General features: G+C 56.6%; 7 protein-coding genes. All 7 read right to left on the bottom strand.

Annotated elements, in window-relative coordinates; all coding sequences use genetic code 11:
- Nucleotide 1 precedes the first annotated feature (1 nt).
- On the bottom strand, nt 2-9874 hold the full coding sequence (locus INT21_RS15245; protein ID WP_193085418.1) for a non-ribosomal peptide synthetase: 9873 nt from the start codon (nt 9872-9874) through the stop codon (nt 2-4).
- Nucleotides 9875-9948: 74 nt separating this feature from the next.
- On the bottom strand, nt 9949-10950 hold the full coding sequence (locus INT21_RS15250; protein ID WP_193068385.1) for a TauD/TfdA family dioxygenase: 1002 nt from the start codon (nt 10948-10950) through the stop codon (nt 9949-9951).
- A gap of 31 nt (nt 10951-10981) precedes the next feature.
- Entirely contained in the window at nt 10982-11653 is a 672-nt protein-coding gene (locus INT21_RS15255; protein WP_193068386.1) for a 4'-phosphopantetheinyl transferase family protein, read from the bottom strand.
- Entirely contained in the window at nt 11631-12371 is a 741-nt protein-coding gene (locus tag INT21_RS15260) for a thioesterase II family protein (protein WP_193068387.1), read from the bottom strand. The genes INT21_RS15255 and INT21_RS15260 overlap by 23 nt, the downstream gene beginning before the upstream one ends.
- Nucleotides 12361-12606, bottom strand: a complete 246-nt coding sequence (locus INT21_RS15265) for an MbtH family protein (RefSeq protein WP_193068388.1) — start codon at nt 12604-12606, stop codon at nt 12361-12363. The genes INT21_RS15260 and INT21_RS15265 overlap by 11 nt, the downstream gene beginning before the upstream one ends.
- A gap of 226 nt (nt 12607-12832) precedes the next feature.
- Complete coding sequence (locus INT21_RS15270; protein ID WP_193068389.1) at nt 12833-13039, bottom strand: DUF4880 domain-containing protein; 207 nt, start codon at nt 13037-13039, stop codon at nt 12833-12835.
- An 80-nt stretch (nt 13040-13119) separates the two neighbouring features.
- Nucleotides 13120-13644 carry an RNA polymerase factor sigma-70 gene (locus INT21_RS15275; RefSeq protein WP_193068390.1) on the bottom strand — a complete coding sequence of 175 codons (525 nt, stop codon included), beginning with the start codon at nt 13642-13644 and terminating at the stop codon, nt 13120-13122.
- Nucleotides 13645-13785: the final 141 nt, after the last annotated feature.

The following is a 13785-nucleotide window of genomic DNA, read 5'->3' on the forward strand; positions in this document are numbered from 1 at the left end:
ATCAGCTCTCCATACCGTCTAATAGGGCCGCCATCTTCTCGAGCTGTGAGCCCTCTTCCTCTTTCACGCCTTCACTCCATTCCTGAATGGACTCACACATCAAGACCAAAGTGGCTTGCTCGAAATAGATGCGCAGGGGGAGTCGTATAGAGAAATGTTCTTCCACGCTGGCTTGCACCCTTAGAGCCAATAGGGAGTGCCCCCCCAACTCGAAGAAATTGTCGTGACGCCCCACTTGCTCAACACCCAGCACCTCGCTCCAAATCGCCGCTAGCGTTTCTTCCGATTTACCCTGGGGAGCCTCGTACTGTGAGCTACTGGATAAATTCGGCTCGGGCAACGCTTTGCGGTCTACTTTGCCATTGACATTCAACGGCAACGCATCAAGGGTGACCACAGCTCCTGGCACCATATAATCCGGTAGTTTTTGGCTCAGCGCTTCACGTAGTGAGCTGGTGTCGAGTTCTATGTCGGTCTGGGGAACCACATAGGCCACCAGCCAGGAACCATTGAGATCTTCCTGGGCGACCACCACCGCCTCACACACCTCCGGCTGAGATAGCAGTTGGGCTTCAATCTCCCCCAGCTCGATACGGAAGCCGCGTATTTTCACCTGATGGTCGATACGCCCCAGGTACTCAAGCTGACCGTCTTCATGCCAGCGCACTAGATCACCAGTGCGATAGAGCCGCTCTCCCGAGCCAAACGGGTCAGCAACAAAACGCATCGCTGTCAGGCTACAGCGACTCAAATAGCCTCGTGCCAAGCCTGCTCCTGATACGTAAAGCTCTCCAGGAATCCCGATGGGGACACGATTAAGCTGGCTATCTAATACATGTGCCCCAAGATCCGGGAGGGTAATTCCTATAGGACTACGCTGACCTGCCAGATCTTCAGCTGTCACACGCCGATAGGTGACGTGCACCGTGGTCTCAGTGATGCCGTACATGTTGATCAGGCGGGGATGATCATCACCGAAATGCTCAATCCAAGGGCGTAGGCTTTCCGGCTCCAAGGCTTCGCCACCGAAGATCACTACACGCAGTGCTAAGTCTTTCGTGCTATAGAGATCGGGGGTGGCCATCAACTGCCGGAAGGCAGAAGGCGTCTGGTTTAGTACTGTCACTTGTTCCCGGCATAGCAGCTCAAGGAAATCCTCCGGCGAACGGCTAACCCAGTAGGGCACCACGACAAGTTTTCCGCCCGTGCACAGTGCCCCAAACACCTCCCACACTGAGAAATCGAAAGCGTAGGAGTGGAACATTGTCCAGGCATCCTGCTCGTCGAAATTGAACCAAGGTGCGGTGGTGTCAAGCAATCGTGTCACGTTCGCATGATATAGTTGCGCCCCTTTAGGTTGCCCCGTGGAGCCCGAGGTGTAGATCACATAAGCAAGATTTTCGCCGTGTAGCGCCACGTTTGGATTGGTCGACGCATGATGAGCAACATCCAACTGATCCAGTTCAATGATATTCAGGCTTTCATCTACTGGTAACGACTCGCGAAGGTGTTGCTGGGTAAGCAGCAACTCGATGCCGCTGTCCTCGACCATATAGGCCAGCCGCTCGCTCGGATAATCCGGATCCAACGGCACATAGGCGCCACCCGCCTTGAGGATAGCTAGCAGCCCCACAACCATCTCGACGGAGCGCTCAACAGCGATGCCCACCCGCGTCTCAGGTTTTACTCCTAGACCAATCAGATAGTGGGCCAATTGGTTGGCGCGAGTATTGAATTCGGCGTAGCTGAGCGACTGATTTTCGAATACTACTGCCGTGGCCTCTGGGGTCATCTCGACACGGTGTTCGATCAGACGGTGAATCGGGTCGGTCTTGGTATAGTGCTCACCATTGACGCTCCACGCCTCAATTTGCTGACGCTCCTCATCACTTAACCACTCGATTTCCCCAACTCGTTGAGTAGCCGAATCGCTCAGTTGTTCAAGCGCTCTAACCAGATGCTGGATCAACATCTCGGCAGCAGCATCGTTTAAATGTGATCGTGAATAGCCACAGCAAAGCTCCAACGCTTCCTTATGAAAGACGACCAGCGTGACGGGATAATTGGTTTGCTCGCGGTTATCCACTTCGCCGAACGTCAGCCCACCTGGCAAATTCTGGTGTAACGCGGCATCAACGGGATAGTTCTCGAATACCACCAAGCTATCGAACAGTGCCTGGCCACCCTGCCCCGCCCAGCGTTGGATTTCGTAGAGTGGCGTATGCTCATGTTCGCGACTCACCAAGTTTTGTTCCTGCAACTGGCGCAACCACTCATCGACGCGCAGCGAGGGATCCAGTGAAACAATGACCGGCAAAGTATTGATGAAAGGGCCAATCAGTTGCTCTGCCGCCGCTAGCTCCGCAGGTCGCCCGGCCACGGTCGCGCCAAAGCAGATGCTATCTTGCCCCGTGTAACGTGCCAGCAGCAGCGACCAGGCGCCTTGCATTAAAGTATTGAGCGTTATGCGAGTCGCTTTGGCGAAATCCTCCAATCGTTGAGTGGTCGTGCTATCCAGTGACAGGGTTATCTCTTGATGCCCAGCTTGCGCTTCATGGGGTCTAGGCATGGCACTGACGAGATGCGTAGGCGTATCGAGATGCTGTAATTGGTCACGCCAGTAGGCTTCACTGGCATCAGCGTCACGGCACTGTAGCCAAGCGATGTAATCCCGATAACGCCCCTCTGTAGGTGGCAGCGCCGCCCCGGCGTAACAGCGCAATACCTCGCCCATCAGTTGTGAAGTACTCCAGCCATCCAACAGTAGATGGTGGCGCGTCCAGATAAAGCAGTGCCGGGAGCCTGCGATTTTCACCAACGCCAAGCGCATCAGCGGCGGTGCCGTCAGATCAAATGGTGCCCGTTGCTCCTCGGCCAGCCTCTCAAGCGCGCCTGACAGATCCTCTCGTTCTCGCCAATCCGCTTCGAACCACGGCAACTCGACGGTGCGTGCTACCCACTGCAGCGGCGTTCCAGCTCGCTCCAGGAAGCCGCTGCGCAATATCTCATGGCGCATGAGTACGTTTTGCCAGGCGCGCTGGAAGTGTTCGACATCCAGGTCGTCAATTTCTACCTGCAACTGGTTCAGATAGGCTGAATCTTGGCCATCGTAAAGGCTGTGGAACAGCATGCCCTGCTGCAACGAAGATAGTGGGTAGAGATCCGCCAGTTGATCGGTGGCAACAGGCAAGCCGTCAAGCTGCCCTTGACTCAGCCCCGCCAGCGGGAAGTCCGAAGGTGTTGCGCCACGAACGCCACTAGCACAGTGCTCAATCAATGCCTTTAGTTGCGCTTGGAAGCTTACTTGCAAGGCATGTATCGCTGCCTCGCTGTGAATCTCGCGACTGTAGTTCCAGTCAAAGCGCAGTTGGCCATCTTGAACCCAGGCCACCACCTCAATCCAGGTACGGCGTTCACTTTGCGGCGCGCGTGGTTGCCCGGCGCTCTCTTTGCCTAGCCGCCAGGCCCCATCGCTCTGCAGGAAGCGATCAAACTGGCCTAGATAATTGAAGGTGACCTGGGGGTAGGCACCACCGACCAGCGCGGGATCCTCTTTCAAATAGCGCAGTACGCCGTAGCCAAGTCCCTTGTCGGGCACTTGGCGAAGCTGCTCCTTGATTGCTTTTAGGCTTGTACCGGGCTCCGCATTACCTGGGGTCAGGCGCACCGGGTAGAGCGAGGTGAACCACCCCACGCTACGGCTGAGATCGACACCTTCGAATAGGTCTTCACGACCATGGCCTTCCAGTTCGATCAGTACGCTGTCCCGCTCCGCCCATTGGCACAGGGCGCTCGAAAGTGCCGTGAGCAGCAGGTCATCCACCTGGGTACGATAAGCTTTATGCACCGGCCCCAGCAGTTGCGTGGTCGCATCAATCGATAAGCTGCCGGCAAGCGACACGGTATCGGCAACGGTGTTGCTGCCATGGGGATTATGTGCCGGAAGGCTAGGCTCTGGCTCTTTGACAAGGCTCTCCCAATAGGAGCATTGCTCAGCCAACGCCTCCGATGTGGCATAGTCAGCCAGGGTGCGCTCCCACTCATCTAGCGAGGTGGTGGCTGGTGGCAGGTCGATCGCCTTTGCTGCACTTAACTGCGTGTAGGCCGCTTGCAGGTCGTCGAGTATCACGCGCCACGAGACGCCGTCTACTACTAGGTGGTGAGCTACTAGCAGTAATCGCCCACCATACTCGCCTCCCAGTTCCATCCAGATGGCACGGAACGGCCGCTCCAGGCTTAGGCTGCGCTGCGCTGCGTCGGCGGCCTGGGTGATGGCCTGCGCCGGATCTGCATGGTCGCTCAGGTCGAGGTGCTCGAAGAGATCACCAGCTAGCTTGCCATAGGCTTGTTGCCAGCTATCGCCAACGCGCTCAAAGCGCAGCCGCAAGGCACCATGGTGATCTACCGCTGCCTCAATGGCACGCCGTAGCAGTGCGGCATCGATACCACCGACCGCTTCCAGCATCAACGACTGATTCCAGTGGTGTGACTCGGCAAAGTTCTGCTCAAAGAACCAGCGCTGTACCGGCAGCAGTGCGAAGGGGGCGACCTTATCTTGTATAGCCACTTGTTTAGGTGCGGCGACCGCTATGGGCGCGGCCATCGCCGCTACGGCGGCAATAGTCTGCCCTTCCATCAATTGCTTGGGTGTTACCTTGTAGCCACGCTTGCGCGAGCGCGCGACGATCTGCAAGCTGAGGATGGAGTCACCACCCAACTCGAAGAAGTTGTCGTTACGCCCCACCGGCTCGCAGCCGATCACGTCAGCCCAGACCGCTGCCAACGCCTCCTCGGCTTCTCCTTGGGGAGCTTCAAAGGCTTTACCACTGCCGGCTTGCACTGGCTCGGGTAACGCCTTGCGATCCAGCTTGCCATTGGCGGTTAGCGGCAAGGCATCCAGCCGTACCAGAGCGCTGGGCACCATATAGTCCGGCACGTGTTCGCCAAGCTGTGCGAGTAACGCGGCGTCATCGACGTCGCTCCCGGCGTCCATAACCACGTAGGCGTACAGTTGCGCGCGACCTTCCTCGTCATCCCGTGTGACCACTTCGGCCTCAGAGACTCCTGGCTGGTCGCGCAACAGGGCAGCGATCTCGCTCGGCTCCACCCGATAACCGCGAATCTTGACCTGATCATCCACACGCCCCAGGAATTCCAGGCTACCGTCGGCCAGTTGGCGCACACGATCACCGCTGCGATAGAGCCGCTCCCCCGCATGGAAGGGACTGGCAACGAAACGTTCCGCCGTTTGCCCCAGCCGCTGTAGATAGCCTTGAGCCAGTCCTGGGCCACCCAAGTAGAGCTCACCGGCAACACCCTTCGGCACCGGATTAAGCCAGGGATCGAGCACATAGGCCCGAGCATTGGCCAGCGGTGTGCCGATCGGCAGCGTGCTGGCAGCTCGATCGGCCATTTCGGCTTGCTGGGTGAGAATACCTACCGTGGTTTCCGTAGGGCCGTAGTGATTAAGCACCCGGCAGGTTGGCTTGAGTTCGGCGATACGCGCCAGTAGCGCCCAGTCAGTCGCTTCGCCGCCCAGAACCAAACGCTCGTGCGGAAGTACATCTGCCGGAGTTGCCGCACTTAGAAGTGCCCGCAGGTGGCTGGGCACGATCTTAAGCACGTCCACCTGTTGTTCCCGCATATAAGCGGCAAAGGCATCTGGGTCGAAGGCACATTCCGGTGAAATGAGATGCAAGGTACGGCCGGTGCACAAGGCGCCAAACAGCACCGTATGCCCCAGATCCGCCGCCACCGTCGACACCATTGACAGGTTGCGAGCATCTTCTGGTAGCGCCAGCACCTCCAGAACGCCCTGTACGTAATTGGCCAAAGCACCGTGACTTATCGCCACTCCCTTGGGCTTACCCGTGGAGCCAGAGGTATAGATCACATAGGCTGTCTGCTGGGGATGGATGATGGGTGGTTCGTGCTTAACTGCAGCCGGAATTTCATCGGCAAACGCCAGCGCCATTACTGGAACGTCAGCGTTCCAATCGCAAGCTGTGCTGCTCAGCATTAAGCGAGCGCCACTATCAGCCAATTGATAGGCCAAGCGCTCCTTCGGCAGTTGCGGATCCAGCGGCACGAAGGCTCCGCCCGCTTTGAGTACAGCGAGAATGCCAAGTACGTATTCACACGAACGCTCGGCGTGAATAGCTACACGCACCTCGGGGCCAATGCCTTCTGCGATTAGTGCCTGTGCCAGACGCTGGGCTTGGGCATCCAAGCTGGCATAGGTATATCGGTATTGCCCATCGTCTACGGCTAACTCATCAGCATCAGTTGCCACCGCTTTCGACAGCAGGGTGGGGATATCCTGGGTGAGAATCTCGCTTTGGTTTCCTTCCAGCACGGAGATAGGCTCGGGTAGCGACAGCATCGCCGTGTGAGACCGTGGATCAGCGACGACCTGCTCGGCCAGGAATCGGAATGCCTGGCAGAAACGCTCGATCGTGGTGGCATCGAATAGCTCTGCGGAGTAAGCGAATAGACCTGCTATTCCCTCCGGCTCATCGCAAAAGTCGAGACTCAGATCGAAGTGAGCAATACCCGTGAATACCTGCTCGGCTTGAATGGCCAGGCCAGCCACGTGACGCTCCGCCTGCCACATTTCCTGCTGAGTACACTTCACCTGAAATAGCGGATGTACCCCCGGTTGCCGTTCTAGCTGTAGCGCCTCCACCACTTGATCGAAGGGGACATCCTGATGCAGCTGAGCATCGAGCAGGGTAGCGCTCACCTCGTCTAACAAACGCTCGAAATTTTCAGTGGGATCAATCTGAGTGCGCAACACAACGACATTGATGAGGTAACCAATCAAGCCTTGTAGCTCGGCTTTATGCCGATTGGCAATGGGAGCCCCTAGCTTGATATCTGTCTCACCGCTAAAGCGATGCAAAGTCAGCTTTAGTAGTGCCAAAATCACAGCATAGAGCGAAACGCTTCGTTCACGAGCTAGGCTACGTAGCTGCTCGCTCAACTCACCGGTAAGTGTAAAACGCAGCTGGCCTTCTCTGGGTGCGGACAGCGCTTGGCGTGGGCGATCCAAAGGCAACGCTAGCGGGGGATGATCCCCGGAGAGGCGTTCACACCAGTGAGCAAGTTGGCTTTGCCGCTCACTACTATGCTTCTGACGCTGCTGCCAAACCGCATAATCTGCGAACTGTACTGGCAGTGGTGCAAGCTTGGCTTCTTGCTGAGTGCAGGCGCACTCATAAAGTGCGCATAGATCATCGATGAGCACCTGTACTGACCATCCATCGCCAGCAATGTGGTGCTGAACGATAGCTAACACATGGTGCTCCGCGGACAAGCGGTAGAGGGCGACGGTTAAAGGAGGCGCCTGTTCAAGATCAAAAGGCTGCCGCGCCAGCTGAGTGAGTGCGTCATGCAGTACCTGCTCCTGTTCAACCGCAGCATCACCGGGTATATCGTTACAGATCAACTCAGGATGCCAATCCCGCGCTAGCCGCTGAACCGGACCTCCTGTCTCACTCAAGGGGTAGTAAGTACGTAAAATATCATGGCGTTGTACGAGGGCCTCCAGCGCTGCATTGAGCGATGATGGATCCAACGCCCCCTTGAGATGAAGCGCCCCTGCCATATTGTAACCAGCGCTCTGGGGATCGAGTTGCCACGTCAACCATAGGCTGCGCTGCCCTTCTGACAACGGTATATCGCCTTGACGTTGATCATCTTCAAGACGAGGGATGGCCACCCCTCGTTGATCCGATGAGGCCGCTAGGCGTGCTTCGATAGCTTTAGCCATGGCAGATAAGCGCGGCTGTTCAAACAGCACGTGCAGAGATAACTCGACGCCCCAGTGATCACTGATGGCGGCGGCTAGCCTCACGGCTGCAAGCGAATTACCACCGCTGGCAAAGAAGTGAGCGTCTCTTCCTAGCGGCTTACTCTGCGCCTGGGTGTCATTATCCCCCAGCACTTGGCGCCAGAGCGTCGCTAACGTCTGCTCTGTTTCGCTCCCAGCTTCCGCAGTAGATTGTGATGATTCTCCACCACTAGCGTCCCCACCGTCGCCACCGCTGACAAAATGCCCAAAGGCGTGAACGGCGTAGGCATCCAGGCTACCCGCCTCCCAGCCTTGGCGGCAGGCGCTGCGCTGTAGCTTGCCGCTGGAGGTTTTGGGAAGACCGCCTGGGTTAAGCAGTAGCACTACCGAAAGCGGCTCGTGGCAAGCGGACCCCACCGTCTCGCTTAGTGCTTCGACCAACTTCTCGGCGGGCACTAGCTTCTGTATGCCGCGAGAGACTTCTGCCGCAACGCCGATCCCTTCAGCACCTTCGGGGGTGGTCACTGCAAAGGCTGCAATGCGCCCCTTACGGACCGCTTCTACCTCGGCTTCGATAGCGCACTCGATATCCTGGGGATAGACGTTATGGCCGCGCAGAATGATGAGGTCTTTAATACGCCCGGCGATATACAGCTGCCCTTGGTGTAAAAAGCCTAAATCGCCGGTGCGTAGCCAGCGATCGTCTTGGGCGTCGTGGCCCAGTGCATTGGCATCGTGAGCATCGCTATCGTGGGCACCGGTACGTTGCCAGCTAACGCCATCACGGGTAACAAAGGTTTTGGCGGTTGCTTCAGGGTTATGCCAATACCCATGCGCCACGCTGGGCCCATTGACCCAGATCTCGCCAACGTCGCCTTCGGGCAGCGAGTGAAGCCCTTCGGGATCGACAATATCGATAGTGTGATCGGGTTGCGGCGTGCCACAACCCACCAGGGTATTGCCTTCGGCTGTTGAGGACGCCTGCCCCTGAGCCAGCAATTGTTGCGAAAAAGCAGTGCCAAGTACCCCCGTACCACGAGGATTACAGCTAACCAGCAGTGTGGCTTCAGCTAAGCCATAGCAGGGAGCGGCGGTGTCAGCGGCGAACCCCGCTGGCAGGAAGCGCTCAATAAAGGCTGTAAGGGTATCGTAGCGCACTGGTTCAGCGCCTGAGAACGCTACCCGCCAGCTGGATAAATCGAGTGTCTCAATCTGTTCGTCGCGAATACGCTCAAGGCACAGCCGGTAGGCGAAATCGGGGCCACCACTGATGCTACCTCCGTAGCGGGAGATCGCTTCCAGCCAGCGTACCGGCCGCTGCAAAAAGAAGGTCGGGCTCATCAATACCGCAGGAATGCCACGATAGATGGGCTGGAGTAGGCCGCCGATCAGGCCCATATCGTGATACAGCGGCAGCCAACTAACGAAGACATCGTCAGCACCAATCGAGAAGCCTGTCTCGATAGCGCGCTCGTTAGCCATCAGATTGCCATGACTCACCATCACCCCCTTGGGCGTGGCCGTGGAACCTGAGGTGTATTGCAAAAAGGCGATATCATCGCGCTTAGGGAAATGCTCGACCCAGTGTTCAGCGCGGCTCTCATCGACGCCATCCACGGGGATCAATTCCGCACTACCAAAGCCTTCGTTCGCCGATGCGACCACATCAATAATTGTCGTAGAGGTAAGCACGCAAACGGCCTGGGAGTCGGCGGCAATGGCCAGTAAGCGTGCCAAGTGCTGCTGTTTGGCCGACTCCGGTGGAAAGACCGGCACAGCAATGACCCCGGCATATAGGCAAGCGAAAAATGCCACTACATAGTGCTCATCGTTATCCAGCAGGATCAAAGCACGGTCACCAGCCGCGAATCGCTGCTGTAGCTCACTGGCCAGAGCACGCGAACGCCGCTCCAAGGTGGCGTAATCAAGGGCGGTATCACCTTGAGCGTTCACCACAATCAGCGCCCTGTCGCTGGGCCTTTCACGGGCTAAGCGACTTAAATGCTCGACATAGCTTCTAAAAACATCGTTTCTAACAGCATCGCTTCTAAAAGCATCGTTATGGGACGGGTGGCTGTTCATTGTCTGGGCGTGCCTTATATTCATATGCGTACCTGCTGGAACTCCTGGCCGTGGCGTGGGTTGAGCCGCTGTATTCAGTCTTTGGAGAGGTTGCCGTGGCCTTCCGCCATGGCGACAACAACTTTGCGCGGCCCTTTAAACGGCGTGCGCGCATGGGCGACCAGCATGTTGTCGAGCATCAACACATCGCCCGCCTGCCAGGGGAACATCACCGTTTCGTCGGCCAGCACGCCGCGGACCTCATCAAAAATGGCATCGTCAATGGGGCTGCCATCGGCAAAGAAGACGTTGCGCGGCATGTCTTCGGGGTCAAGCAGCTCTTCTAGCGATTCACGCACTTCTGGCTGCAGGTTGGAGACATGGAAAAGGTGGCCCTGGTTAAACCACACCTGCTCACCGGTGACAGGGTGAGTCTCTATGCTTTGGCATAGCTGGGTAGTACGCAGGTCGCCATCAGGTTTCCATTCACAGCGGATCCCCGCGCGCTGGCAGAATGCCTCCACTTCGGCACGGTCTTCGGTGTTAAACACCTGTTGCCAAGGCATATCGAAATCGCCGTAGTTGCGTACGTAAAGAATGCCGGGGGCAAAGCGCTCACGAATCTCTACCGGCATACGGCGGTAAATGGCGCGACTATCGGCAATAGGCGTCTCCCCTCCTTCAGGTGAAGCGGTGACACAGTGGAACCAGATTTTCATCGGCCACTCGCGGGTGTAGGCCTGCTCATTGTGGAGGGGAATATGTTGATGAGCGGGATATTCGGTGGAGGTATAAATGCCCGATGACACCGCTGAGCGTGGCGTAGAAGCGAACTCATAACTCAACAGTGGATGACCGAAAGCGGCAGCAAACTGCTGAAAATCATCAACTGTCGGCACGTCGAAGCCTCTCAGTAACACCCCGCCTACTCTAGTCACCAGCGTCTCGATATCAGCACGCAGCTCGCTAAAAGCTTCCAGCAGCGACTGCCCTGGGTAGGCGGGAGAAATCATAATAGGCAGCTCTGAATCAGCTGGCCCCTGGCGTTTGGATATGGCGTTGATTGGTTGCGTTGGTGCTGTGCTTTGGCTGTCCATTATTGATCTCCTAAAAAGTCGTTGAGTAGCATTAGCTCTGGACATAACCCAGGGCTGCCGCATAGCCACACGGCGCTGGCAGCGGCCATGCTTGCAAAGGTGATGAAGTAGGAAGCGAGTATTCAAGACGGTAAATGGTTGGCGGCGCAGAGGCTGGACTGACCGAGAGCGCCTGTAGATGGTCAGCTATTCCCAGCCCAAGTGCCTTGAGCACTGCCTCTTTAACCACCCAGCGCTCAATAAAGGGCAAGGCAGACCGGCCGCTATCGTGATAGCGTCGCTCACTCGGCGATAGAACTAGGCCACTCAGTGATGCAAGCTCGGCCTCGGGTCGGCAGCGTTCAATATCGACCCCCACCTGCCCACAAGCTGCCAGCGCAATAAGGGCATACCCCCCTGCATGGGAGACATTGAACGCCAGCCCATGAGCGCTTTTCAGGAGAGGCTTACCATAGGCATTTTCGCTGAACACCAGTTTCTCTGGCGCGATACCGGTTTGCGCTGATAGCAGCCGCCGCAGAGCAGCACGAGTCGTCACGGCACGCACTACATCGGCGTGATGACGAAACCGACACGCACGCTGCCGCTCTGTTTGACTCAGCAACCGATAGTCCTCATCTGCAATAGGGGCCTCCAGATCAAGAGGCAACTGCCAGACCGTGAGCCCCACGGGTAGCGTTTCAGCTAACCGCAGGCGCTGCATAAAGCACCTCCTCTAGGCGCAGGGTCAGTGCCTGTTCGATGGCTGCCACTACTTGCCTTTCCTGCTGGCGAATAAAGAAGTGCCCTCCCTCGAACCAGTTCAAAGAAAACGCCCCGCCCGCTACGCGCTGCCATGCTTCCAAGCGCACTTTCTCAATATCATCAGCAAGGCCCGCTAACACTTTGACGGGATAGTCGAATGGCGCACTACTGCGATAACGGAAACTACGACAGAGGCGATAGTCCGCCGCCAAAACATCAAGCGTGAGACGCATCAGCTCTGGGCTTTCGAATACTTCCTCTGGCGTGCCGCCCTGTTGGCGAAGATCCGCAATCAGGGCCTTATCGTTATCAAGGCCCGCCAAGCGCTCTGAATCACGCATTGAGGGCGCTGCACTACCTGAAGCGAATAGCATCCGTGGCTGAGGGCGCCCCACATCGCGCAAGCGAGCAGCGATGCCATAAGCCAGCAGCGCCCCCATGCTGTGACCAAACAGGGCAAAGTCACCGCGCATCCGCGTTGCCTGCTCTTCGCACAGCTTTACGACCTGAGTTTCGAAGTTGTCGACGAGCGGCTCACCCAAGCGCTCACCCCGCCCCGGCAACTCAACGGGGCACACCTCAATCCACGCTGGCAACTGGCGCTTCCAGCGCAGATACATGGTGGCACTGGCCCCAGCGCAGGGCAGGCAGAGCAGCTTTAGCCGCTTAGCCTGCATTCGCAGGCTCCGCTTCAGCAGCCTGCTGCTCGTCCATCCACTGACGCAGAGAGAGTGGCCGCATATCGGTCCAGGTTTTTTCGACGTACTCTAGGCAGGTTGGCTTATCGCCAAGCACACCGGTATCCGTCCAGCCAGCAGGAATTGCTTTCCACTCAGGCCAGAGGGAGTACTGCTCTTCGTGGTTAACTAACACGCGGAAAACAGCATCTTCACGATCAAAACAGCTTGTCATGGAACTAACCTCATCGTTGACGAAGAAATGAGAAACAAAACGCAATTGCTTCTCATTACATAATGACGAGTGAGGTATATAGAAATTTAATGCGGGGGAGAAAGAAAGTAGGAAAAATAAGCGTGAGGGCAAACGGCTCTAGTGCTTAAAAACATGAAAGCCGTTAAACCATCAAGGAAGAAAACCAGGGGGAACAAAAAAAGAATGGGCAAAAAGCGGTGATTTGTCAGTTGCGCTCATCACTGCGGGGGATCATTCCCGTTAGCAGCCATAGCTGTTCGGCTTCATGAAATACCCTGCGATGCTGAGAAGAAGCCGCTAGCCACGCATGGAGCGCCTCGCGATCAGCATCACTCAACGACTCTTCATGCTCGCGCATCAGCCAATCTAGCGCCACTTGCCAAACGGCATCATCGCCGCTGTCGTTATCCATCGTTACTGTCAAACCTCGCTACTGTTGTTCGTTGACAGTGTAACAAAGCGACCACAAAGAGGGGACGGAACGTAGGCTTACTAATCTGGCAACGTCTGACTTTGTAGCGACTGGCGGCAATGAGTCAATGCATCGCGAATCATAAAGTTAACTAACGTGGTGGAAATACCTAACAAGTGGGCCACTTCCCGCTGCGTATGGCTCCCCGACCGGTAGAGCTCAAAAGCGCGCCGCGTACGCTCGGGCAGCTCGTCCAACGCATCCACCACCTGAGCCAAGGCCTGACGATCAATCGCGATCACCTCTGGAGAGTGTGACGCGTAAGAGGCAGCCTCCCCCTCCTCTTCTTTGGCAAACAGCGTTGACTCAAATGCCGAACGGCGGCAACGGTCAATAGCGAGGTTGCGCACCACACGTGACACGTAGGATATGGGCTGCCTCACCTCAAAAAGCGTGGTTGCTTCTGAAATTTTTAGATAAGCATCCTGCACAACATCATCGGCCTGATCAGCATTGCCCAAGACTCTTGCGGCGACACAGCAGAGCCGGGGCCGCTGATTAACGAAGATATCTTCTAACTCAGCGCTCCAGGTCTGGGTATCCACTGATTGGCCTCCTGCCTTAACTAACACCACAAAATAAATAACAATAATTATTATTTGCGTTAACAAGCAGTAAAGTCAATCAGCGAGGCCTAATCCTCTTTTCATAACGATATGCTTGTACTAAACAACTGATCTACCAAA

Origin of the sequence: Halomonas sp. 3F2F (genome assembly GCF_014897805.1) — a bacterium.
GTDB lineage: Bacteria > Pseudomonadota > Gammaproteobacteria > Pseudomonadales > Halomonadaceae > Vreelandella.

Bases quoted from the DNA above. Each gene is read 5' to 3' on its own strand.
- INT21_RS15245 (WP_193085418.1), bottom strand. From the start codon at position 9,874: ATGAACAGCCACCCGTCCCATAACGATGCTTTTAGAAGCGATGCTGTT.
- INT21_RS15270 (WP_193068389.1), bottom strand. From the start codon at position 13,039: ATGGATAACGACAGCGGCGATGATGCCGTTTGGCAAGTGGCGCTAGAT.
- INT21_RS15260 (WP_193068387.1), bottom strand. From the start codon at position 12,371: ATGCAGGCTAAGCGGCTAAAGCTGCTCTGCCTGCCCTGCGCTGGGGCC.
- INT21_RS15250 (WP_193068385.1), bottom strand. From the start codon at position 10,950: ATGGACAGCCAAAGCACAGCACCAACGCAACCAATCAACGCCATATCC.
- INT21_RS15265 (WP_193068388.1), bottom strand. From the start codon at position 12,606: ATGACAAGCTGTTTTGATCGTGAAGATGCTGTTTTCCGCGTGTTAGTT.
- INT21_RS15255 (WP_193068386.1), bottom strand. From the start codon at position 11,653: ATGCAGCGCCTGCGGTTAGCTGAAACGCTACCCGTGGGGCTCACGGTC.